Consider the following 24,599-nt stretch of genomic DNA (forward strand, 5'->3'; position numbering starts at 1 on the left):
AAGCATTTAGGGCGCAGTTCAGAGGTGTGAAAAATGTAGAATTCTTCCTATTTAGACTAACAACAATTTTTGCATAAACACAACAATTGTTCCTGATCCCATATTTGTTGTACCTATGTTGTACCCAAGAAATAAAAAATCCCCTGATTTCAATGAAAACAGGGGATTAGCAAGTTGGCCTACTAGGACTCGAACCTAGAACGACTGGACCAAAACCAGCTGTGTTGCCAATTACACCATAGGCCAATACCAATCTCTAAATGGAAACCAGTTCCGTATTAGAGCGTGCAAATTTAAAACAAAGTTTGGTTTGCACAAATATTTTAGGCCACAATAATCACAAACATGGTGAATATAATTTTGAAAGCCTATTCAAACTTATTGATTTTCAAATTGAAAATAAAAAATTAGCTCCATCATTTTTAACGACTATTCTGCATTGACACCACCTAACCATCAAGCGACCCAGCTGTTAAACGTTTATAAAAAATGGAACAACATGTCTATTTAAATTAGTAAATTCGCCGCACTGGTTAAACCGCTAAGTACATGTTTGCAAAGAACTTCCAAAAATGGGACACCCTTATCGGGTGGGCCGTATTCTTCATAGCCCTAATCACCTATGCAATTACCGTCGAACCCACTAATAGTTTTTGGGATGCCGGCGAGTATATAGCAACTTCTGCCAAACTACAGGTAGGCCACCCTCCGGGAGCTCCGCTACTTCAAATGATCGGTGCCTTTTTCGCCATGTTCGCTTTTGAGCCAGACCAAGTGGCCCGTATGGTCAACTATGTATCTGGAGTGTCAAGCGCATTTACCATTCTTTTTATGTTCTGGACGATTACCAACTTGGCCCAGAAATTGGTATACAAGAAAGACGAGATCATGACCAATAGCAAAGCTATAGCCGTATTGGGCAGTGGCTTGGTAGGTTCGTTGGCCTTTACCTATTCTGACAGTTTTTGGTTCAATGCGGTTGAAACCGAGGTTTATGCAACGGCAAGTTTGATTATGGCCCTTCAGCTTTGGCTGGGTCTAAAATGGACGGACAACCTTCACCAACCGCGCGGAAATCGCTGGCTTATACTTATTTCGTTTGTAATCGGCCTCACCTTCGGGGTTCAGTTTATGGGCTTCTTGGCCATACCATCCATTGGCCTGCTTTATTACTTTAAAAACTATAAGACGACCACGGTCAAAAACTTTCTATTGGCCAATATTGCCGTAATAGCGGTCTTAATGCTAGTATATAAGTTTTCACTCACCTATGTACTCGAGCTTTTTGGATGGAGCGAAGTTTTCTTTATCAATAGTATCGGCCTCCCCTTCAACTCGGGATCCATTATCATGGGGCTTCTATTCATAGCGGCTTTTTACTTTGGTCTGAACTATACCCGAAAAAACAACTACCTAACGGCCAATACTATAGTATTGTGCCTGATGTTTCTTTTCTTTGGTTTCTCCACTTGGCTCATATTGCCCATACGTGCCAACGCCCGTGTGGTGATTAACGAGAACAATCCCGAAGATGCTAGGGCGCTTTTAGCTTATTACAACAGAGAACAATATCCCGGGGTAGACAGCCCTGTGTACGGCACTTATTTTTCCAACACTTTCGGTAATGCGGGCGAAGACAAAGATGAGGCGCCGAAATATGAAAAAGACGAAGAACTGGGTAAATATGTCATCGTAAACCACTACAAGGGAGCGGTGCCCGGTGATGACCCGAAGCATGTTGGCTTACTACCAAGAATGTGGAGCGGGCAACACGCCGAAAATTATATGCGGTATTTTGGCCCATTGGATTTCAAGATGAAGCAGTCTAACGAAGAATTGCGAAGGGCTGTAAAACAAGTAAAAGAAGGCTATGCTAATGGCGACATTGATGCAGAACAATATATTAGTTTTTTAAGAAGGTTTAGTGACTATATCGAGGTAGAACCCCCATCGGTATGGCAGAATATCAAATACATGGCGCAGTTTCAGTTTGGTTACATGTATTGGCGTTATTTTATGTGGAATTTCACAGGAAAGAACAACGATGTACAGGGCCGTTATAATGGCAATGGTGAGTGGTTGAGCGGTATTGGCTTCATCGACAGCCTGCGTCTGGGCAGTCAAGACAACCTACCCGACGAAGTGAAAGATAACAAAGCGCGAAATACTTATTTTTTCTTCCCACTTATTTTAGGAATTATCGGTATTCTATTTCAGATTTCAAAGAACCCAAAGCAATTTTGGGTGCTTTTAGTCTTCTTCTTATTTACAGGCCTGGCGATTCAATTCTACACCAACCCCTACATATTTCAACCTAGGGAAAGAGATTATTCATTGGTGGGCTCGTTCTATATATTCGCTATATGGATCGGGTTAGGCGTTTACGGACTCTTTGAAGAGTTCAAAAAATTTCTGACTCCGAAAATATTGGCTCCTCTGGTAACCGTAGTCTGCTTCTTGACAGTACCGACCATAATGGCATTTCAAAATTGGGATGATCACGATCGATCCAACCGATTTACGGCAAATTCATCTGCAAAAGCCTATCTCGATTCTTGCCAAGAAGATGCTGGCGCCATTCTGTTCACTATCGGCGATAACGACACCTTTCCCTTATGGTACGCCCAAGAGATCGAAGGTTATAGAACAGACGTACGTATTATTTGCACCAGCCTTTTCGAAACGGATTGGTATATTGACCAAATGAAGCGAAAGGCCTACGAATCCGAAGCTATACCCTCTCAGATAGAACATGACAAATACCGCTGGGGATCACGCGATGTACTCTACTATCAAACGGTAGATCCGCTTTTCAACAAAAAAATATCGGAGAGCAGATGGTCGATTCAAGATTTCATCAAATGGGTAGATAGTGATGAGCCACAGACCAAACTCAAATACATTCTTGAAAGACAGGAGAATATTGATATGGAAGCTTATTCGGAAAGCAGCCAGAATATAGTTTATTACCCCACCAACAAAATCCGTATTCCTGTAAATAAAAAGAATGCTCTGGAAAGTGGACTGGTGAAAGCCAAAGATTCGGCAAAAATCGTTGATTATATCGATATCGACCTACCAAAAAGTGCCATTACCAAGAAAAGCATGATGATGCTCGATATTTTGGCGAATAACGATTGGAAACGTCCGATTTATTTTTCTGGAGGAAGTTTCGATGATGCAGAATTTATTTGGATGAAAGAATACCTACAGTTAGACGGAATGGCCTATAAATTGGTACCTATCAGAACCGAGCGTAAAAGTTCTTATGAAATGGGAAGAATAGATTCCGATTTGATGTACGATGTTGTTACCAATTGGTACTGGGGCAATTCAGGAAGCCCTGATATCTACCATGACCCCCAGACTAGAATTCAAGGTTTATCGTATCGAAGCAATTTAGCCCGATTGGTCGAGACACTGCTTGAAGAAGATAAAATCGAAAAGGCCAAAGATATCATAGACCTTACCATGAAAAACATTCCTGTTGAGTATTTTGAGTACTACACTTTTGTAGAACCATTCGTTGACGGGTATTATAAGGTGGGTGAGACCAACAAGGCAAGAGAGCTCTTTGAAAAACTCAAATATATTTATCAAGACCGACTTGAGTATTATGCCGGCATACCATTGGAAGAGCAATATGATAATATTGATGAGATTATTGCGGATATGGAAGGTTACCGAAGAAATATCGACATCCTTATTGGCAATAACGATCGTGAAAGGGCAGAAAAAGAAACATTGATATTCAATGAGTACATTGAAAAATTCGAACACTTCTACCGTGACAACCTATTGGACGAAGAACCTCCGATACCAGGGCAAGACCCAGATCTATCTGACACCGTGCCGATTTCAGATTCGACTGTTATAGACGCTACCACCACTAAAGATGACGTTTTAGATAGCGTACCCGTGCAATAAAAAATTTAAATCATAAAATATGGCCTGTTCCGAAAGCACTTTCGAAATAGGCCATATTTTTATTTTACATGCTTATATACCGAGGCGTCATAAGCGAACGCTATCAGCTCTAAAAGTTAAAAATTAATATAGTAATCAACCGAGCTTTAGAAGTAATTTCAGCTCGAAATAGTCACTAAACGTATTCGTTAAGAATGCCGATTAAGGTATTGGCGTCTTGTTCACCACTTTGGCGCCAGACCATTTCACCTTTTTTGTAAATCATGAGAGTTGGTAATCCTTTAACCCTTAAAGCCTGAGACAGCTCTTTATTCTTGTCCACATCAATTTTGATTACCTTCCCCTTATCTCCAAGAGCTGCAGCAACATCTTTGAGAACAGGGTGCATAGCAGTAGATTGCTCGTTCCATTCGGCATAGAAATCCAATAAAACAGGAATTTTCAAATCTATTAGCTCACCAAACTTTGACATACGTAATTCATTGGGTTAAAGGCCAAATGTAGTAAAAAATGTTAAACCTCTATACCGCCCCACAATTTATTGGGAACACCACTGCGTTAAAATCATGTTAAGGGCTTTCGCTTCAAGGTGATAACACTGATTTCGGGCCAAATACCAACCCTGCCCGGGTAGCCCAAAAAACCAAAACCGCGATTGACATTGATGTACTGCCCCAACTCTTTATAAATACCCGCCCAGTACCTATAACGCCACTTCACAGGACTCCATTTTACCCAACCGGGTATCTCGATACCGAATTGCATACCATGGGTATGTCCGCTTAACGTCAAATGGTAATGGTAATCGTCTTTCAAAACCACATCTTCCCAATGAGAAGGGTCATGGCTCATTAAAATCTTAAACTCATCTTTTGATACTTGAGAGGCCGCACGTTTCAAATCTCCAGCCTTTTTGAAGCCGCCCCTACCCCAGTTTTCTACTCCGACCAAAGCAATTTTATCACTTCCTTTTTGCAGGTATCGATTTTCGTTCAATAACAAATCAAAGCCCATTTGTCGTTGTAAATTTTTGAGATCTTCTAAGTTCTGGTGTTTAAGTTCTTCAGTATCCCACTCAATATAGTCTCCATAGTCATGGTTGCCCAAGACTGAAAATTTACCGTCTTTCGCTTCAAGGGTCGAAAAGAGTTCTGCCCAAGGCAACATCTCTTCCGTTTTGTTGTTGACCATATCGCCCGTAAAGAGAATTACATCGCTTTTTTGTTGGTTGACCAAATCTATGGCATACTCAATCTTCTTTCTATCGTCGAAGCTTCCACTGTGTACATCAGAAATTTGTGTGATTTGATAACCATCAAAGGCCTCGGGCAAATCATCGAACTCAAGATCATACTTTAAGACCTTAAAGTTGTATTTACCTTTATACATTCCATATAATAGGGCCCCGAAGGGTATGGCTGCAATACCCAAACCCAATAAACTCATGAACCTGCGCCGCTCGGGCAAGGTAAATGTTTTATCGTTTCCTGAAACCTTTTGGTACAGCCCTGAAAACAACCGGAAAACATCTTCAGAAAATAAAAATAGAATCGTTATAATCTGAAAGGCCAAAACGGTCAATAGCAGGCCGAAAGCATAACTTTTTGGCCTACTCAGAACCCTACCCTGCGCCTCTCCCAAGGTAAACTGATAGATGAAATTACCCAAAACCAAAATAGCAATTGTGATAAATAGATAATACACCCAAGGGTATCTGGTAACCGTTTTTAAAGCTTGAAGTGTATATAGCCCCAAGGCTATATAAATGATAATGAAGACAATCCAACGTAGCATAGCCACAAAGATATTTGTTAATAGTAATGCGCTTGCCCCTTTTACATTTTATTTAACCACTTTCACAATTTGTCGAATGCTGTCTAAATCGGAAATAGCGATTTCATCATCCTTTAAAAATGAAGAAGAATTCATCGAGACCTTAGGCGGGCTAGGCAATGTCTTCGAAAATTTAGCACCTGATAAATGAGCGGCCGAAAATCCCGCTTTTTTGAACACTTTTATATTATTGTTTCGAATTCCGCCACCAGGCATGATGGTAACGCTAGTACTTTTTTCGCTTAACACCTTTAAAAGCTCTATGCCTTCTAAAGCTGAATTTTGCTGACCCGAGCTTAAGATGGTATCGACTCCGATAGCTTCCAGTTCGGGTAAAACCTCCACGGGGTTTACTACCCAATCAAATGCACGATGAAAGGTAAAATGTAAGTTTCCCGCAGACTTAATCAGTTGCTGGGTTCTTTTCAAATCTACCCTAAAATCAGAAAATAATACGCCAGAAACAATTCCATCGAAACCCAAATCGACGCATAGCTCAATATTCTGCAGCATCATTTTAATTTCTTCCTCGGAATAGGTAAAATCACCACTTCTTGGTCGAATTAAGACATGAATCGGTATTGAAACTTTCTGTCTTACTGCCTTCAAAAGACCGTAAGACGGCGTTATACCCCCAACGGCAAGTTCTGAGCAGAGCTCAATACGATTCGCCCCTGCTTCTTGTGCATTTATGGCGGATTGCAGTGAATTGGCGCACACTTCTACAAGCATATTATTATCTTTAGCGCACTAAATTAAACAACCACAAATGAAAAGGAGAAAATTCTTAAGAAATTCGAGTCTTACTGCTGCCGGTGCGATTTCGGCCCCCATTCTTGCCTCTTACCATGACCAAATAGAGCCTGAAATCAAAACTAACACACCCGTCAAACCAATTACAGTATGCACCTGGAATTTCAAAAATGCCACTGCCAAATCATGGGAAGTACTAAAAGATGGAGGCTCAGCTCTTGATGCCGTAGAACAGGGCGTACGTGTAGAAGAAGCCGATGTAAAAAACGAAACCGTGGGTAAAGGCGGAAGACCTGACAGAGATGGCAATGTAACCTTGGATGCTTGCATAATGGATAAGGATGGAAATTGCGGTTCGGTAGTTTATCTACAGAACATTGCCCACCCCGTTTCGGTGGCAAGAAAAGTAATGGAGGAGACCCCACATATCATCCTGGCCGGCAAGGGTGCTGAACAATTCGCCTATGAACAGGGCTTTAAGAAAGAAGATTTATTTACCGAGAGCACGAGAAGGCAATACGAAGAATGGAAAAAAACCTCAAAATATGAGACTACTATCAATATAGAGAATCATGACACGATAGGTATGCTTGCCATCGATAAAAATGGGGATATCGCAGGTGCCTGTACTACTAGCGGTATGGCCTATAAAGTTGGAGGCCGTGTTGGAGACAGCCCGATTATCGGAGCCGGACTCTTTATCGATAATGAAGTCGGTGGAGCAACTGCCACAGGAGTAGGCGAAGAAGTTATTCGTACCGTAGGCAGTTTCTTGATAGTGGAATTAATGCGACAAGGTAAAAGTCCGCAAGAAGCCTGCGAAGAAGGGGTAAAACGTATCATGAAAAAGAATGAGGGCAGAAAAGACTTTCAAATCGGGTTTTTAGCCATTAACAAGCTGGGCGAAACAGGCGGCTATTGTGTGCACCCCGGTTTTACTTATAGTCAATTCACTGAAAAAGGACAGAAAAATGTACCGGTGGACAGTTTTTATCAAAAACAATAATCTATATAATGAGCGGGCAGTGCCCGCTCTTTTGGTTTTTCTTTATAAGAAGTACAGTATTTTTTTGAAGGTTTTCCTATTTTGTATTTCTAACTTCGTATTTCAAACACAGAACAAATGTCCGATCAAAAAAGACTTTTCCTTTTAGATGCTTACGCCCTTATTTTCCGAGGCTATTATGCACTCATTAAAAACCCTCGAATTAATTCAAAGGGAATGGACACCTCTGCCATCATGGGTTTCATGAATTCATTGTTCGATGTGATCAAACGTGAAAAACCCGACCATTTGGCCGTATGTTTTGACAAAGGCGGAAGTGCCGAACGTACCGAGTTATTTCCTGAGTATAAAGCCAATAGAGACGAAACGCCCGACGCCATACAGGTAGCCGTGCCATATATACAAGATATTTTAAAGGCCATGCACATCCCATCCGTAGTTTTAGAAGGCTGGGAAGCCGATGACATTATCGGCACCTTGTCAAAGCAGGCCGAAAAAGAAGGGTACAAAGTGTATATGGTTACTCCCGATAAAGATTTTGGCCAACTCGTTTCTGAGAACATTTTTATGTACCGCCCCGCAAGAATGGGTAACGGTATCGAAATATGGGGTATTCCTGAGATACAAAAACGATTCGGTGTCGAACGCCCTGAACAGGTAATCGATTATTTGGGCATGATGGGTGACGCTAGTGACAACATACCCGGTCTACCGGGTGTTGGAGACAAGACAGCCAAGAAATTTATAGAGCAATTCGGCTCGATGGAAGGCCTACTTGAGAATACCGACCAGTTGAAAGGCAAAATGAAAGAGAAAGTAGAAGCCAATAAAGAACTTGGCCTTTTATCTAAAAAATTGGCCACAATCTGTATCGATTGTGATGTGACCTTCAACGCTGAAGATTATGAACTTTCTAGGCCCAATAGTGAAAAAGTTCAAGAAATTTTTGAAGAACTGGAGTTCAGACGACTTAATGATCAATTTATAAAGATCTTTTCAGGGGAAATTGATGATAATCAGACCCAGGTCAGCAGTACTGAAACTGCAAAAAAACAGGCACAACCTGCAGGCAGCGGTCAATTTTCTTTATTCGGAGGAGGGGATGCGTCACCAGCAACCATCAAAGACAGTTCAAGCAGAAAGACGATTAAAGATGTGCCCCATGTATACCAAAGTGTTGCACAGGGCATGGCCATGAAATTGTTTTTGCAAAATTTGATGAAGCAAAAATCGGTCTGTTTCGATACGGAAACGACTTCTTTGAATCCGTTGGAGGCCCAACTGGTCGGTATCGCATTTTCGTGGGAAGCTACCAAGGGCTATTATATTCCTTTTCCAGAGGATAAAAATGAGGCTCAAGAACTGATCGAACAACTTCGACCATTCTTTGAATCGGAAGCGATTGAAAAAATCGGTCAAAACCTGAAGTATGATATTAAGGTATTGAACAAATATAATGTTCAGGTAAACGGAAAGCTCTTTGATACAATGCTCGCCCATTATCTTATCAACCCTGATATGCGCCATAATATGGATGTGCTTTCGGAAACATACCTGAACTACACCCCTATTTCTATTACCGAGCTCATCGGAAAGAAAGGGAAAAACCAATTGAACATGCGTGACGTTCCCTTGGAAAAGCAAACGGAGTACGCAGTGGAAGATGCAGATATTACATTTCAGTTGTCTCAACAGTTTCGACCCGAATTATCGGAAGCAAAAACAGAAGACCTGTTCAACGATATAGAAGTGCCGTTGTTACGGGTTTTATCCGACATGGAATTGGAAGGTATTAATCTCGATAAAGCCTTCTTGAATTCGCTTTCCGAAGATTTGACCAACGATATAAAAACTTTGGAAGAGAAAATTTACTCCAAAGCGGGTGAAGAATTCAATATAGGATCTCCCAAGCAATTAGGTGAAATACTCTTTAATAAAATGAAGTTGGTCGATAAGCCTAAGAAAACCAAAACGGGTCAATATTCGACTTCTGAAGATGTATTATCCTACCTAGCAAAAGACCATGAAATAATTCAACATGTATTGGATTACCGCGGGCTTACCAAATTAAAAAGCACCTATGTCGATGCACTACCTGAACAGGTGCAACCGGCGACCGGCAGGGTGCACACTGATTATATGCAAACCGTTGCGGCAACGGGTCGCTTGAGCAGCAACAACCCCAATCTTCAAAATATTCCCATACGAACAGAGCGAGGCAGACAGGTACGTAAAGCCTTTATTCCCAAAAATGAAAACTACACCTTACTCGCTGCGGATTATTCACAGATTGAATTGAGAATTATTGCGGCCTTAAGTGAGGAGACCACCATGATCGAGGCTTTTAAAAACGGAGAAGACATTCATGCTTCTACAGCTTCGAAAGTCTTTAATGTACCAATTGATGAAGTAACCCGTGAACAACGAAGCAATGCTAAAACAGTCAACTTCGGTATTATTTATGGGGTTTCGGCATTCGGTCTAAGCAACCAGACCGATCTTTCTCGTTCAGAGGCCAAAGAACTTATCGATACCTACTACAAGACGTATCCAAAGCTACGTAACTACATGAGCGAACTGGTAGATTTCGCACGTGATAATGGTTATGTTCAGACCGTATTGGGCCGCCGCCGATATCTAAAAGATATCAATGGCAGTAATGCTGTTGTTCGCGGAGCTGCAGAGCGCAACGCTATCAATGCTCCTATTCAAGGTAGCGCTGCTGACATTATTAAAATCGCTATGATCAATATTCATAAAAAGTTTACAGAGGGCGAATACAAGAGTAAAATGTTATTGCAGGTTCATGATGAATTGGTTTTTGATATCTATAAACCTGAATTGGAAATATTGAAACCCTTGATCAAATCTGAAATGGAAAATGCCTTCAAACTCGCTGTTCCCCTGGATGTCGAACTAGGATTAGGCGAAAATTGGCTAGTAGCACATTAACACACAAATACCGAGTATTCACAACATTTATTCGCAACCAAGCGATTCTTAGGTTAAATTTGGGCATACTATTTGTTAAAATAGAATTATTGTCTCGCAAATGAAGGCTTATTATATAATTTTCGCGTTGGTTTTCACGGTATGTTCTACACATGCCCAGTCATCGGGCACAACTTTTTCAAGCGATATTTCCAAAATAAAAGTTGAACAGAAAATAAAAGTCTTCCCCAACCCAGCAACTAGCGTGGTCAATATTTTAGGACTAAAAAACAGTTCGAAAGCAGAAATATCAATCTTCGACATTTATGGCAATGTGGTATTGTCGCGTAAATGGGAGATTCGAAGAAATGCAGTAAACATCCCTATTTCATCCCTGACAACAGGAGCCTATATTATCACTATTCATTCAGACGAGCAGCACGTACGCACCAAATTCTACAAAAAGTAGAAGAATTACTTCTTTCTTTCTATTAACAATCTATCTTTGCCGCCCATTTGATTATCAAAATCATAGGAATAAATTTGTGCAATCATTACTCGTTTATCAATGTCTATTAAAAAGAAAAATATTCTTTAATAACCATTTGTAATTCAAGAGAATTAGTGTACATTTGCAGCCCGTTTATCGGGAGTGAAGTGTTTAATTAAAAAGTAACCGTAGTGGATACATTAAGTTATAAGACCGTTTCGGCCAATAAATCAACTGTAGAAAAACAGTGGTTATTGGTTGATGCCGAAGGGGAGACTTTGGGCCGTATGGCTTCAAAAGTGGCCAAAATGCTAAGGGGAAAACATAAGCCAAGCTTTACACCGCACGTTGATTGTGGTGACAACGTTATTATCATCAATGCCGAAAAGGTAGAGATGAGCGGTAACAAATGGCAAGATAAAGTTTATTTGAGATACACAGGTTATCCTGGTGGACAGCGTTCCACTTCTGCAACGGAGCTTTTAGCCAAAAACCCAGCTCAAATTGTTGAGAAAGCGGTTAAGGGAATGCTTCCTAAAAACAGATTGGGCGCCGAACTTTTCAGAAACCTTAAGGTTTATGTAGGTGCTGAGCACAATCAAGAAGCACAAAAGCCAACGGTAATCAACTTAAAAGAATTCAAGTAATGGATACTATTCACAAAATCGGAAGAAGAAAAACGGCTGTTGCCCGTGTTTACGTTTCCTCAGGAAAAGGAAACATTACCGTGAACCAAAGGGATTTGAACGATTACTTCCCTACAGCTACACTTCAATACAAAGTAAAGCAACCTTTTGCCCTAACTAGCACTGAAGACACTTACGACGTAAAAGTAAACGTATACGGTGGCGGCATTACAGGTCAGGCCGAAGCTATTCGTTTGGCCCTATCAAGAGCGATGTGCGAGGTAGACGAAGAAAACCGTTTGACTCTTAAGCCGGAAGGTCTTCTTACTCGTGATCCCAGAATGGTCGAACGTAAGAAATTCGGACAGAAGAAAGCCCGTAAGAAATTCCAGTTCTCTAAACGTTAACAAGAACAATATCTGGCATCTTCCTCTTTTGGGAGATGCCAATTTTTATATTTTTAACCTAAGTTCATTGAAAGTTCGCCACTCGGCGAATAAATTAAAAACTATACTCTTTAAAGAAGATAGTTCATCGGGAGACCCAAAAGACACTCAGTTGGACGGGCACCGTTAGTTTAGCATCTAAATGCAAGAGGCTCTTCAATTATTTTAAATAATTGGGGTACCACTCTTACATTGCCTATTCAACAGAACGTAAACTAAATTAAAATGGCGAAAGTCGAAGTAAAACAATTATTGGAAGCTGGTGTGCATTTCGGACACCTTACACGAAAGTGGAACCCTAACATGGCGCCCTACATCTACATGGAGCGTAACGGTATTCACGTAATCAACCTTTACAAAACAGTTGCAAAATTAGAGGAGTCTAAAGAGGCCCTTAAAAAAATTGCTGCATCTGGGCGAAAAATTCTTTTCGTTGCCACAAAAAAACAAGCAAAAGACATTGTTGCCGATAAGGTTTCTAATGTAAACATGCCTTACATCACTGAAAGATGGCCTGGTGGTATGTTGACCAATTTCGTTACTATCAGAAAGGCGGTTAAGAAAATGGCCTCGATCGATCGTATGAAAAAAGACGGTACTTTCAATACCTTATCTAAAAAAGAGCGTCTTCAAGTTGACCGTTTGCGTGCAAAATTAGAGAAAAACTTAGGTTCTATTTCAGATATGACACGTTTACCTGGTGCTTTATTTATTGTTGACACCATGCGTGAGCACATTGCCGTGAAAGAAGCTCAGAAATTGAACATTCCTATTTTCGCAATGGTAGATACCAACTCTGACCCAAGAGATGTTGATTATTTGATACCATCTAACGATGATGCCTCTAAATCTATCGACATTATCATGTCTGAGGTTACCGGTGCTATTGCCGATGGTTTGGCAGAGAGAAAATCTGAAAAACAATCAGATAAAGAAGGTTCAGATGCACCTAAGAAAGAGTCGAAAGAAAAGGCAGCCAAACCAGCTCCAACTCCTGAAACAGTAGAAACTAAAGCTCCTCCGGTTGTCGCTAAAACTCCAAAACCTGAAGTTGATGTTGAGGCCACTAAAGAAGCTGTAGAAGCCGATAAAAAATCAGAGGCTAATGCCGATGACTTGACCAAAATCGAAGGTGTTGGCCCTAAAGCCGCAGAAGCTTTGGTGAAAGCAGGTTTGGCTTCTTATGCTGACATAGCTAAAGGAGACCCGGAAAACATTAAAGAGATTTTGACCGAGGCCAGTTCAAGAATGGCTCATTTAGACCCTACTTCTTGGCCTAAGCAAGCACAGATGGCAGCTGATGGCAAATGGGACGAGCTTAAGGAATGGCAAGATAGCGTTAAAGGCGGTGTAGAATAAACTATACTTTCTTAGAAAATTAAATATAACATAACATTTGCTTGAAGACGTAATGTGAAAGCGTTCATATCTTCAAGCAAATTGCAAAACAGCATATAAAATGGCAAAAATTACAGCCGCAGAAGTTAATAAACTTAGAAAAACTACAGGCGCAGGTATGATGGACTGCAAAAAAGCCTTGGTAGAAGCCGAAGGTGATTTCGATAAAGCAATCGAAATTCTTCGTAAAAAAGGACAAAAAGTTGCCGCTAAGAGAGCCGACAGAGATTCTTCTGAAGGTGCAGCTATCGCCAAGGTGAATTCTGACAGCAATGAAGGTGTCATTATCTCATTGAATTGCGAAACCGACTTCGTAGCCAAAAACGATACTTTTGTAACATTGGCCAATGAATTGGCAGACCTTGCATTAGGCTTTGAAAACAAAGATGCTTTTCTAGCTGCAGATTTTAAAGGAATGACCGTTCAAGAAAAATTGACCGAACAAACCGGTGTTATCGGTGAAAAGATTGAAATCGGTGGTTTTGAAAAACTAAGCGCTCCTTTCGTAGGAAGTTATATTCACGCCGGCAACAAAATTGCAGTTCTTACAGGTCTTTCAGCAAATGTTGATGGTGCCGAAACTGCAGCAAAAGATGTTGCTATGCAAGCGGCAGCAATGAACCCTGTGGCATTGAACGAAGAAGGTGTTGATCAAACGGTTATCGACAAAGAAATCGAGATTGCGAAAGATCAATTACGTCAAGAAGGCAAGCCAGAAGAAATGTTGGATAACATTGCTAAAGGTAAATTAAAGCGTTTCTTCAAAGACAACACCTTAATCAATCAAGCTTTCATTAAAGACAGCAAGTTAAGTGTTTCTCAATACTTGAAATCTGTAGATTCTAATCTAGAGGTTATCGGATTTAAAAGAGTTGCTTTAGGCTAATTCTTTTAAAATAGAAATAACAAAAAACCCGCAACATGAGTTGCGGGTTTTTTTATTCTCAATGAGCATCAGTACTTGCGATCTTAAGATATTAAGAGCGAATTCACTGATTAACCTTTAAGCCAATTCTCTCTCAATTGAGCTTCTTTAGCACTTACGCCTTCTACAGGAACAATCGTATCGACCTGCAATGTCGGGGTGCCAGCCTCCCCTTCTAAAAACATTTTTTCACCGTCTCTAACAATTTTCATGGTGACTTGTTTATCAGGAGACCAACTGAAACTCTGACCTATAATATTTCTAATGGCTTCTAAATCAATCTCAGTACCATTTATAGCTTTTAGCACATCTCCACCTTCTATACCAAGTCCTTCGAAGAAACTACTAAGCTGAATGCCCTTTCTTATATATATCTCGTTACTTTCATTTACATCTATAAAAGGATTTTCCCCATCTAGAAAATATCCTGTTCGCTTTTCCACAGCTTTCCTTTGAAGACCAACCTTCGAAAGGTATTCTTCATAGTCAACAGGAGTATTACCAATTACATGTGTATCGAAAAAATTTCTGATTTCGGGGTATGTCATTGCCACAATTTCATCTATCAAATCAGCATCTTCAAAAGGTGTATCTTTCCCGTACTTTTTTGAAAGCTCTTTCATAAGCCATAACACGCCTTTTTCACCATTACTTAATTTTCTAAGTTCAATATCCAAAGCCATATTAATCAAAGCCCCCTTCTCATACACATTAGCGTAATTCTTCTCATAGGGTTCTTTCAATATATTTTTACTCATGGTAGTAAAAGACATATTGTCGTCATAAGCCTTGGCATTATTAATTTTATCGACGATTCGGGTGTAGAATTCCTCTTCGTCGATTAAGCCTTGTTGAATCTGAAAAAGATTGGCAAAATATTCCGTAGTTCCTTCATACATCCACAAATGCTGAGACATTTTTGGGTCATTGAAATCAAAATATTGAACCTCCTTTGAGTGTACGCTCAAAGGTGTTACAATGTGAAAAAACTCATGGGAGACCACATCAACCATGGCCTGCTCTAAGCGCTCTTTAGGCAACGCCTCCGGCAATACGACTACTGTTGAAGTGTGATGTTCCAATGCTCCAAAACCTGATGCATCATTCGGCTCATAAGTCGATAAATATAGAAGAATATTGTACTCTTTTGTAGCGTCAATTGGCCCTAAAAAGGCCTTTTGTGCCCCCATCATCTTCTCCATTCGTTCTTTAAGGCTCGTTGCAGTATAGACTCCGTTCGGTGAATATACATTTATGGCAACCTTAATATCTTTAATTTGAAATGTTTCCGTATTGGGTTCGGCATATTGAATCGGGTTATCGATGACCTCAAAATATCGGTTTGCCAGAAACACATCGGCAGTATCATTCTTGACCTCTAAAACCTTATTTTGCAAAGATGTTGTTGCTTTTAAATCGGTCGGATGCGAAACGGTAATTTCATAGGGCACCTCCTTTAAACCTTTAAAATACCCGACAAAACCATGCAGGTTCAACATGAAGTTTTCCCCAGCTAAAATATTCGTCCCTGATGGTGAAAACACCTTGTCATCAACTTCGCTTTCGGTATCGTAGGTATCATTGACCAAATAGGTGACTTTATCCAGTTGTTTGCCATTTGCAATTTTCCAGGTATTATCATCTTCCTTCGAAAAATCAAGCTCTTTGCCATCGTAATCAAAAGCCTTAAAGCCTTCGATATATTTACCATAGTTATCTTCACTATAAGTACCAGGCACCGTCTTAGGAATATAAAAGAGCACTTCATCAGTTGTAAAAGAACCCGGATCAATAGCAACCTTGACTTTATCATCAATCACATTGTTTAAATCTAAAGAAGCAAGTATTGGAGTTTTATCGGCAGTAAGCAATGCCCTAGTCGAACCGCAACCGTAAAGCACGGCAATTGTCAAAATGCAGACATATAATCTCTTCATAAATATATATTTATAATTTAGATGGATGTTCTTATACAAAATGTTGCAAGAATATAAAATTTAACAGAATTGCCCATCATTATTAGGAAATAATTAAGGTTGATACTATCTGCAACATCGCTATCACACCCTAACATTTTTTGATTATTTTTGCCTCAACGAAATTGTAACCGATGCAATATAAAAGGATTCTTCTCAAGCTTAGCGGCGAGGCCCTAATGGGTAAAAAACAATATGGTATTGACCCTGATCGCCTAGCGGAATATGCCGAGGAAATCAAAAAAGTTTCTGAAAAAGGTGTTGAAATCGCCATAGTTATTGGTGGCGGAAACATTTTTAGAGGTTTAACCGGAGCAGCTATGGGAATGGATAGAGTTCAGGGAGACCATATGGGCATGTTGGCCACGGTTATTAACGGTTTGGCCTTACAAAGTGCTCTAGAGACCCACGGAGTTCAAACACGGTTACAATCTGCCATTCACATTAACGAAGTTGCCGAACCTTTTATTCGAAGAAGGGCAATGCGACATCTTGAAAAAGGGAGGGTCGTTATCTTTGGAGGCGGTACCGGAAACCCATATTTCACAACAGATTCCGCAGCTGTTTTAAGGGCTATAGAAATTGAGGCCGATGTGATCTTAAAAGGAACTCGTGTTGACGGAATTTATACTTCCGACCCTGAAAAAGATAAAAATGCCACCAAATTCGATACTATTTCGTTTGCCGATGTATTATTGAAAGGATTAAAGGTTATGGACACTACCGCCTTTACCTTGAGCCAAGAAAATGAATTGCCTATTGTTGTTTTTGATATGAACAAAAAAGGTAATTTAATGAAGCTCGTAGAAGGAGAGAACATAGGCACCGTTGTAAACCTCTAGTAGGGCACTATTTTTGTGATATACGCTTAAACAATATTTGAATTATGAACGAAGAGGTACAGTTTATACTCGATTCCGCCAAGGAAAGCATGGATGCTGCAATGAAGCATTTAGAGAAAGAATTCGTTAAAATACGTGCAGGCAAGGCTAGTCCGGCTATGTTATCCTCCGTTATGGTAGAATATTATGGCTCGCAGACCCCACTTTCACAGGTTGCGAATATTAATACGCCCGATGGCAGAACGATTTCGGTACAACCTTGGGAAAAAAACATGTTGCATGAAATTGAAAAAGCGATCATGAATTCCAACTTGGGCTTTAACCCAATGAATAATGGTGATTTCGTGATTATAAATGTTCCTCCCCTTACTGAGGAACGGCGAATTCAGTTAACCAAACAGGCCAAAGCGGAAGCTGAAGACTGCAAGGTTAGTATTCGAAGTGCGCGGCAAGATAGCAATAGGGAAATTAGGGAAATGGATGCCTCGGAAGATTTGCAAAAAAATGCCGAAGTAGACGTTCAAGAGCTCACTGACAAGTACATCAAAAAAACAGATGCTTTCTTAGCATTAAAGGAAAAAGAAATTATGACGGTATAGCATCGTACCTATTAGATAAAATTAAGAGCGGCCCGAATGGTCGCTTTTTTATTTTAGATGAGTTCGGATTGAGCTAAGATACCCAGCCCTACATTTCAGTTAATCAACTTTAGGAACACACCTTATCATTCTTTACCTTTGCCGTCGGTAAAAATCTACCATGACAGCTAAATTCACAAAAGGTTTCTGGGAAAAAACGGCTCGTATCATTCTCCGAAATAGAATATTGATACTTTGCCTTATAGCCGCTTTCACTGTTTTTCTCGGCATGCAGTGGGAGAACATGCGGTTTAGTAGTTCTCAGGCCAACCTACTGCCAGACGACCACCCGGTAAACGTAGAGTACCGTTCTTTTTTGAAGACCTTCGGCGAAGAAGGCAATGCCGTGGTATTCGCAATTCGTGATTCTGCGCTTTTTACCCCTGAAAAAATAAATCGTTGGAATAAGTTCAGCAAACAACTTGTTGCTTTCCCAGAGGTAGACTTCGTTCTTTCTTTAGATAATCTACAAGAGTTAAAAAAAGATAGTACGAATCAAGAGTTCACCTTACAACCACTGATTAATGGAGAACTCTCAACTAAAAAAGAGGTCGATAGTATTAAAAACCATCTTTTTAACGACCTGCCCTTCTACGACAAGCTATTGTTCAATAAAGAAAGTTCTACTATTCGAACCATAGTCAATCTCGATAAAGACATCGTAAACACCTCGGTTAGAAAAGACTTTGTTTTAAAAGACCTGAATAATCTTGTAGAAAACTTTGAGGAAGAAACCGGATTAAATGTGCATGTTTCGGGTATGCCCTACATCCGTACGATGAACTCTCAAAATATAATCGACGAAATCGGCAAGTTCATATTGGCGGCACTTGGGGTTACCTCACTCATTTTTTTCTTGTTCTTTAGAAGTTTCCGTGCCACTCTAATTTCAATGTGTATCGTGATTATTGGGGTTATGTGGGCGTTCGGCATTTTGGGCCTTTTGCAATATGAGATTACGGTTTTAACCGCTTTGATTCCTCCCCTTATTATTGTAATCGGAATTCCGAACTGTATTTTTCTCATCAATAAATATCAACAGGAGGTCAAAAAACATGGCAATCAGGCGCTATCGCTTCAGCGGGTAATTTCGAAAATCGGAAATGCAACCCTGATGACCAATATGACAACGGCTTCCGGTTTTGCAACCTTTATCATCACTGATAGTAAACTACTGAAAGAGTTCGGCATTGTAGCCTCTATAAATATCATTGGCATATTTATTTTATCGCTTCTGATCATACCCATTATTTACAGCTTTCTATCGTTACCAAAAACAAGGCATCTTAAACACTTGAACCAACGCTGGATCGATGGTTTTGTGAATTGGATGGAACGTATAGTACGTGAGCGAAGAATTACCGTTTACATTGTTTCATTAGTACTTTTGGTCACGAGCATTATCGGTATTTACCAAATCGAAATTTCAGGAAGCCCCATTGAGGATATGCCTAAAAATGCAGAATTCTTTGAAGATATCCGCTTCTTTGAAAAAGAGTTTGACGGCATTATGCCCGTTGAAATTGTGGTCGATACCAAAAGACCTAAGGGAGTTTTAAAACCTGCCAACCTAAAAAGAATCGATCAATTAAGCGAAGTTATCGCAGAAATACCCGAGCTTTCAAAGCCACTATCCGTAGTTAATCTAGTCAAATACTCAAAACAGGCTTTTTATAACGGTATTCCCAAATACTATCAACTGCCGACCACCCAAGAGAATAACTTTATAATGAAGGTTGCGCAGAAGTCGTCTGGAAATGAAAACCTACTCAAAAATTTTGTGGACAGCACAGGTCAGAAAGCGAGGATTACCACCTTTATGCAAGACGTGAAAACGGATCGCATGGAGCAAATTGAGGAAAGACTCCTAGAAAATGTCGCTAAGTTCTTTCCTGCTGACCAATTTGATGTATACATGACCGGCAGTGCACTTATCTTCTTGAAGGGCACAAAGTATTTGGTCAAAAACCTCATTCTATCCTTAGCTTTTGCCATATTTCTTATTGCCTTGTTCATGGCCTATCTGTTTCGCTCGTTCAGAATGATTATAATCTCGCTCATACCCAATCTACTACCGTTGGTAATCACAGCTGGGGTCATGGGCTATGTGGGTGTACCCATAAAACCTTCGACTATTCTAGTATTCAGTATCGCTTTTGGTATTTCTGTCGATGATACGATTCACTTTTTGGCCAAATACCGGCAAGAACTTATTGCTAACAGATGGCAAATCAAAAAATCGGTATATGCGGCTTTAAGGGAGACCGGCGTAAGCATGTTTTATACGTCTATCGTATTATTCTTTGGGTTCTCTGTATTCGTTATCTCTAATTTCGGCGGTACGGTAGCCTTGGGTGCTTTGGTTTCGGCAACTTTAATGTTCGCCATGTTGGCCAACCTTATTTTATTGCCTTCGCTTTTGCTCTCTCTTGAAAGAAACATTGCCAGCAAAAAAATACTAAAGAAACCACAAATCGACATTTTACCGAAAAAAGACGAAGACAATTAAGCTAAAAACTTCACTGATTTAACTCGTCTCTAGTCCGTTTGTTTTTGAGCAAAAAGTTATCTTTGCCCTTCAATTTTCAAGTGATTTAACATGAAATCTTATAGCGTAAAAGAACTACTCAAAGGAAATCTTCTATTACAGGAAGTAACCATAAACGGATGGGTCAAAACATTTAGAAGCAATCGTTTTATTGCTTTAAACGATGGTTCTACCTTAGGTAATATTCAGTGTGTAGTAGACTTTGAAAATTTTGAGGAAAATCTTCTTAAACGAATTAATACCGGAGCAGCTCTCAAAGTGGTGGGCACTTTGGTCGAAAGTCAAGGAAGAGGTCAAAACGTTGAGATTCAAGTTAAAGAAATTTTAGTGCATGGTGAGGCAGACCCAGAGGTCTACCCTATACAACCCAAAAAACACTCCTTAGAATTTTTACGTGAGAAAGCACATTTACGAGTTCGAACCAATACGTTCGCCGCAGTAATGCGTGTACGTTCGGCCTTATCATTTGCCATTCACCAATATTTTCGGGAAAACGGATTCTATTATTTTCACGCCCCAATTATTACGGGGTCCGATGCCGAAGGTGCTGGAGAAATGTTTAGGGTCACCACCTTAGATGACAAGAGTCCTAAATTGACCGATGACGGCGGTGTCGACTATAAAGAAGATTTCTTCGGAAAAGAAACTAACCTTACCGTATCGGGTCAACTTGAGGCAGAAGCTTATGCCATGGCATTGGGCAAAGTTTACACCTTTGGACCCACTTTTCGTGCCGAAAATTCGAATACTTCAAGGCACTTGGCCGAATTTTGGATGATAGAACCCGAGATGGCGTTTTTTGATCTTGATGCCAATATGGATCTGGCAGAAGATTTTATCAAAGGTGTTATCAGCTATGTTCTTGAACACTGTGAAGAAGACCTACAGTTCTTAGAAAAGCGATTACTTGATGAAGAAAAGACGAAACCGCAAGCTGAACGTAGTGAAATGGCACTCATAGAAAAACTAAAATTTGTTGCAGAAAACAGTTTTAAAAGAGTTAGCTATACCGAGGCAATAGACATTCTTAGAAATAGTAAACCCAATAAAAAGAAAAAGTTTCAGTACCCAATCGATGAATGGGGAGCCGATCTACAGAGCGAGCATGAGCGTTTCTTGGTCGAAAAACATTTTAAATGCCCCGTAATTCTCTTTGATTACCCTGCAAAAATAAAGGCGTTTTACATGCGCTTGAACGAAGATGGAAAAACGGTTCGTGCCATGGACATACTTTTTCCTGGAATAGGAGAAATAGTCGGAGGTTCGCAAAGAGAAGAGCGTTTAGATGTTCTTAAAGAAAAGATGGCTGCATTGAATATTCCTGAAGAAGAACTTTGGTGGTATTTAGACCTTAGAAAATTTGGCTCTGCGGTACATAGTGGTTTTGGACTTGGTTTTGAAAGACTGGTGCTTTTTGCTACTGGAATGGGCAATATAAGAGATGTGATTCCGTTTCCAAGAACACCTCAAAACGCTGAGTTTTAACAAGAATTCGTTAACTTTATAAAGCTAGTTCTCTAAAAAACGTCAATGCTTAAACAACACTTACAGTTTAAATTATCGCAGAAGCTATCGCCTCAGCAGATACAGTTGATGAAGTTGATTCAACTGCCCACACAGGCATTTGAACAACGACTGAAACAAGAATTGGAAGAAAATCCGGCATTGGAAGGTGGTAAGGAAGAACAAGATAATTTTGAAGATGAATTTGCCGACCCCTACGAAACCCAAGAGGGCGAAAATGAAACAATAAACACTGAAGACATCAACATCGACGATTATCTCAGTGATGACGAAATACCCGATTATCGTACAAAAGCCAATAATTATAGTGCCGATGACGATGAAAAAAGTGTGCCTTACGCTGCCGGAACTTCATTCAATCAACATCTACTAAATCAGCTCAACACAGTTTATTTGAGTGATGAAGAATGGAATATTGCTGAATTTCTTGTAGGCAGTGTCGATGAAAGCGGTTATATTAGAAGACCTCTGAGCGATATTCTAGACGACCTTGCTTTTACCCAAAATATTTATACCGACGAAGATACGATTGAAAAGGTATTAAAAATAGTGCAGAAACTTGATCCCTCGGGCGTAGCTGCACGTTCTCTTGAAGAATGCTTAATTATCCAACTAAAACGAAAAGAAGCTTCTCCTTCCGTAGAACTCGCAATTACTATTCTAGAAAAGTCTTTCGAACAGTTCACGAAAAAGCACTACAAGAAACTCTTACAAAAGCATAATATTACCGAAGAACAGCTTAAGGATGCTATTTCCGAAATCGAAAAATTGAATCCTAAACCTGGCGGCTCATATTCTGGCAATAACAGAATGGTAGAGCATGTAGTACCCGATTTTTCGATTCGTATCGTCGAAGGCGAGCTCGAACTTTCCTTAAACGGTAGAAATGCACCTGAACTTCATGTTTCCAAAGAGTACAGCAATATGCTGAAGGGTTATAAAGATGCCAAAACCAAATCAAAATCTCAAAAAAATACCATTCTCTTCATTAAGCAAAAGCTTGATGCGGCTAAGTGGTTTATCGATGCGATTCGTCAAAGGCAACAGACTTTGTTTATCACCATGAACTCCATTATGAATTATCAAAAGGAGTATTTCTTGACAGGTGACGAAAGAAACTTACGGCCAATGATACTCAAAGATATTGCCGATGAAATAGATATGGATGTATCTACGGTATCTAGAGTAGCGAACAGCAAGTATGTCGACACTCCTTATGGCACTAAATTGATTAAGGAATACTTTTCGGAGTCGATGAAGAACGATCAGGGTGAAGATGTATCGACGAAGGAAATCAAGAAAATTCTTGAAACGGTAATTGGAGAGGAGTCAAAGAAAAAACCACTAACAGACGATAAATTAGCTTCTATTTTAAAGGAAAAGGGGTACCCTATAGCGCGCCGTACGGTAGCTAAATATCGGGAACAGTTAGATATACCTGTTGCCAGATTGCGCAAGAAAATTTAATGAGGGTTTTTCTAAAACTTATATCCTACATTTTTCATCCGCTATTCGTTCCTATAGCTGGTTCGATTGCCTACTTTCAGATTACCCCAAAGTATAGTCCAGAAGAAATTCGCAACGCAATTCTGCTTCCGATATTCATTCTAACCGTTATAATACCTATCATCACTTATCTTATCCTCAAGAATTTAGGGTTGATAAGCACAATTTTTGCTCCCTCCATCAAAGAGCGAAAGTACCCCATGTATATTAATCTCTTATTATTACTTTTGGTAGTATATAAAGTAATACCCAACAATTTTATTGCCGAACTACATTTCTATTTCTTAGGTCTCATTGTCGCATCGATGACAACTCTTTTACTATTATTGTTTAAACTTAAAGTAAGCCTGCATTTATTGGGGATGGGAAGCCTTTTTATGTTTTTAGTCTGCCTAAGTATTCATTTTGAAATAAACATAACCATTGCAGTAAGCATACTTACCCTATTTACCGGCTTAGTAACTACGTCAAGACTTTATCTGGAGGCCCATTCGAAACCTGAGTTATTAATAGGTTTTCTCATCGGTTTGGTATCTCAACTAATGCTAGTAAGATTTTGGTTATAAAATATAGAAAATCAGACCCAAACGAAGCGGTTTGATATCTATTGTAGAGCCGTCTAAATTTACATTATCAACGAAAAGGCTACTAAGGGCATAATAGGCATGAAGATTAAACGTATTATATCCAAAATTAAAAGTCAGACCATACTGTAACCTTTTTATATCGGTATTATAAAAAGATTGCTTTCTACCTTCAACAGGAACATATTTAGACCGACCACCCGCTACATACCCCAATTTAAAGCCCGTATAAATTCTCCAAAATTTATAGGAAACAGCATTAGAGTTTCGCCAACGAAACTCAAACGGCATTTCTAGCATATGTGTTTCTATCTTATTTCTTTTATAATCGTTATCGTCATTCAAAATTGAATACCCATATCCATCTTCAATCTCTGTAGCCCTTAGATTAGAATAATAAGAATACACACCATAGCCCAAACCTAAACCCACTGCTACAGTTCTTGATTCATTAAGTGGTATGTCTTTTATAAAACCACCTTGTAAGCCGTAAGATAGATTTCGTTGATTGACAACATCAGGCTTTTGTAAGAGAAAATTATAGGTAAGCCCAAAGTAAAATTGGTCCTCTAAGTAATGGGCATCTATTGCAGTCGAATCAGTGACAAGCTGCGCTACACCAAATCTAAATGACAATAAAAAAAGA

General features: G+C 39.7%; 19 protein-coding genes and 1 tRNA gene. 14 read left to right on the top strand and 6 right to left on the bottom strand.

What is annotated here, in order from left to right; translation table 11 throughout:
• Window positions 1–174: 174 nt before the first annotated feature.
• Window positions 175–246: transfer RNA gene (locus IV512_RS14580), tRNA-Gln, on the bottom strand.
• Window positions 247–549: 303 nt separating this feature from the next.
• Between IV512_RS14580 and IV512_RS14585 the strand changes: the two genes are divergently transcribed.
• A complete protein-coding gene (locus IV512_RS14585; RefSeq protein ID WP_209404637.1) occupies window positions 550–3,927 on the top strand; it encodes a DUF2723 domain-containing protein in 3,378 nt (1,125 codons plus the stop codon).
• Between the two features lie 175 nt (window positions 3,928–4,102).
• On the opposite strand, the gene IV512_RS14590 is transcribed toward IV512_RS14585, so the two are convergent.
• The 3 genes from IV512_RS14590 to IV512_RS14600 form a co-directional block, all read right to left on the bottom strand.
• A complete protein-coding gene (locus IV512_RS14590; protein WP_209404639.1) occupies window positions 4,103–4,399 on the bottom strand; it encodes a co-chaperone YbbN in 297 nt (98 codons plus the stop codon).
• A gap of 92 nt (window positions 4,400–4,491) precedes the next feature.
• Window positions 4,492–5,721 (bottom strand): metallophosphoesterase, encoded by a 1,230-nt coding sequence (locus IV512_RS14595; RefSeq protein ID WP_209404641.1) that lies wholly within the window; start codon window positions 5,719–5,721, stop codon window positions 4,492–4,494.
• A gap of 48 nt (window positions 5,722–5,769) precedes the next feature.
• Complete coding sequence (locus IV512_RS14600; RefSeq protein ID WP_209404643.1) at window positions 5,770–6,492, bottom strand: copper homeostasis protein CutC; 723 nt, start codon at window positions 6,490–6,492, stop codon at window positions 5,770–5,772.
• Between the two features lie 37 nt (window positions 6,493–6,529).
• Here IV512_RS14600 and IV512_RS14605 point away from each other — a divergent pair, with 37 nt between their 5' ends.
• From IV512_RS14605 to tsf, 7 genes are all read left to right on the top strand, one after another.
• The gene (locus tag IV512_RS14605) at window positions 6,530–7,519 is read left to right on the top strand and encodes an isoaspartyl peptidase/L-asparaginase family protein (protein WP_209404645.1); all 990 of its coding nucleotides are present in this window, start codon (window positions 6,530–6,532) and stop codon (window positions 7,517–7,519) included.
• 117 nt (window positions 7,520–7,636) lie between these two features.
• On the top strand, window positions 7,637–10,471 hold the full coding sequence (gene polA, locus IV512_RS14610) for a DNA polymerase I (protein ID WP_209404647.1): 2,835 nt from the start codon (window positions 7,637–7,639) through the stop codon (window positions 10,469–10,471).
• 100 nt (window positions 10,472–10,571) lie between these two features.
• Window positions 10,572–10,919 carry a T9SS type A sorting domain-containing protein gene (locus IV512_RS14615; RefSeq protein ID WP_209404648.1) on the top strand — a complete coding sequence of 116 codons (348 nt, stop codon included), beginning with the start codon at window positions 10,572–10,574 and terminating at the stop codon, window positions 10,917–10,919.
• A gap of 212 nt (window positions 10,920–11,131) precedes the next feature.
• Complete coding sequence (gene rplM / locus IV512_RS14620; RefSeq protein WP_100869706.1) at window positions 11,132–11,587, top strand: 50S ribosomal protein L13; 456 nt, start codon at window positions 11,132–11,134, stop codon at window positions 11,585–11,587.
• Window positions 11,587–11,973, top strand: a complete 387-nt coding sequence (gene rpsI, locus IV512_RS14625) for a 30S ribosomal protein S9 (RefSeq protein ID WP_209404650.1) — start codon at window positions 11,587–11,589, stop codon at window positions 11,971–11,973. The genes rplM and rpsI overlap by 1 nt, the downstream gene beginning before the upstream one ends.
• Before the next feature lie 264 nt (window positions 11,974–12,237).
• Window positions 12,238–13,371, top strand: a complete 1,134-nt coding sequence (gene rpsB / locus IV512_RS14630; RefSeq protein WP_209404652.1) for a 30S ribosomal protein S2 — start codon at window positions 12,238–12,240, stop codon at window positions 13,369–13,371.
• 100 nt (window positions 13,372–13,471) lie between these two features.
• A complete protein-coding gene (tsf, locus tag IV512_RS14635; protein WP_100869709.1) occupies window positions 13,472–14,296 on the top strand; it encodes a translation elongation factor Ts in 825 nt (274 codons plus the stop codon).
• Between the two features lie 110 nt (window positions 14,297–14,406).
• Here the strand turns inward: tsf and IV512_RS14640 are convergent, their stop codons facing one another.
• Entirely contained in the window at window positions 14,407–16,272 is a 1,866-nt protein-coding gene (locus tag IV512_RS14640) for a peptidase M61 (RefSeq protein ID WP_209404654.1), read from the bottom strand.
• Window positions 16,273–16,445: 173 nt separating this feature from the next.
• Here IV512_RS14640 and pyrH point away from each other — a divergent pair, with 173 nt between their 5' ends.
• The 6 genes from pyrH to IV512_RS14670 all read left to right on the top strand — a co-directional run bounded on the left by pyrH (window position 16,446) and on the right by IV512_RS14670 (window position 23,935).
• Complete coding sequence (gene pyrH, locus IV512_RS14645; RefSeq protein WP_100869711.1) at window positions 16,446–17,153, top strand: UMP kinase; 708 nt, start codon at window positions 16,446–16,448, stop codon at window positions 17,151–17,153.
• Between the two features lie 44 nt (window positions 17,154–17,197).
• Window positions 17,198–17,752, top strand: a complete 555-nt coding sequence (gene frr / locus IV512_RS14650) for a ribosome recycling factor (RefSeq protein WP_209404656.1) — start codon at window positions 17,198–17,200, stop codon at window positions 17,750–17,752.
• Window positions 17,753–17,912: 160 nt separating this feature from the next.
• Window positions 17,913–20,300, top strand: a complete 2,388-nt coding sequence (locus IV512_RS14655) for an RND family transporter (protein ID WP_209404658.1) — start codon at window positions 17,913–17,915, stop codon at window positions 20,298–20,300.
• 90 nt (window positions 20,301–20,390) lie between these two features.
• Complete coding sequence (asnS, locus tag IV512_RS14660) at window positions 20,391–21,824, top strand: asparagine--tRNA ligase (protein WP_209404660.1); 1,434 nt, start codon at window positions 20,391–20,393, stop codon at window positions 21,822–21,824.
• 45 nt (window positions 21,825–21,869) lie between these two features.
• Window positions 21,870–23,330: an RNA polymerase factor sigma-54 gene (rpoN, locus tag IV512_RS14665; protein ID WP_209404662.1), complete on the top strand. Its 1,461-nt coding sequence runs from the start codon at window positions 21,870–21,872 to the stop codon at window positions 23,328–23,330.
• Window positions 23,330–23,935 carry a hypothetical protein gene (locus tag IV512_RS14670; RefSeq protein ID WP_209404664.1) on the top strand — a complete coding sequence of 202 codons (606 nt, stop codon included), beginning with the start codon at window positions 23,330–23,332 and terminating at the stop codon, window positions 23,933–23,935. The genes rpoN and IV512_RS14670 overlap by 1 nt, the downstream gene beginning before the upstream one ends.
• On the opposite strand, the gene IV512_RS14675 is transcribed toward IV512_RS14670, so the two are convergent.
• Window positions 23,930–24,589 carry a porin family protein gene (locus tag IV512_RS14675; protein WP_245224845.1) on the bottom strand — a complete coding sequence of 220 codons (660 nt, stop codon included), beginning with the start codon at window positions 24,587–24,589 and terminating at the stop codon, window positions 23,930–23,932. The two genes, IV512_RS14670 and IV512_RS14675, sit on opposite strands and share 6 nt — an antisense overlap.
• Between the last annotated feature and the right edge of the window lie 10 nt (window positions 24,590–24,599).

The organism is Pseudozobellia sp. WGM2, from assembly GCF_017810075.1.
GTDB lineage: Bacteria > Bacteroidota > Bacteroidia > Flavobacteriales > Flavobacteriaceae > JADNYK01.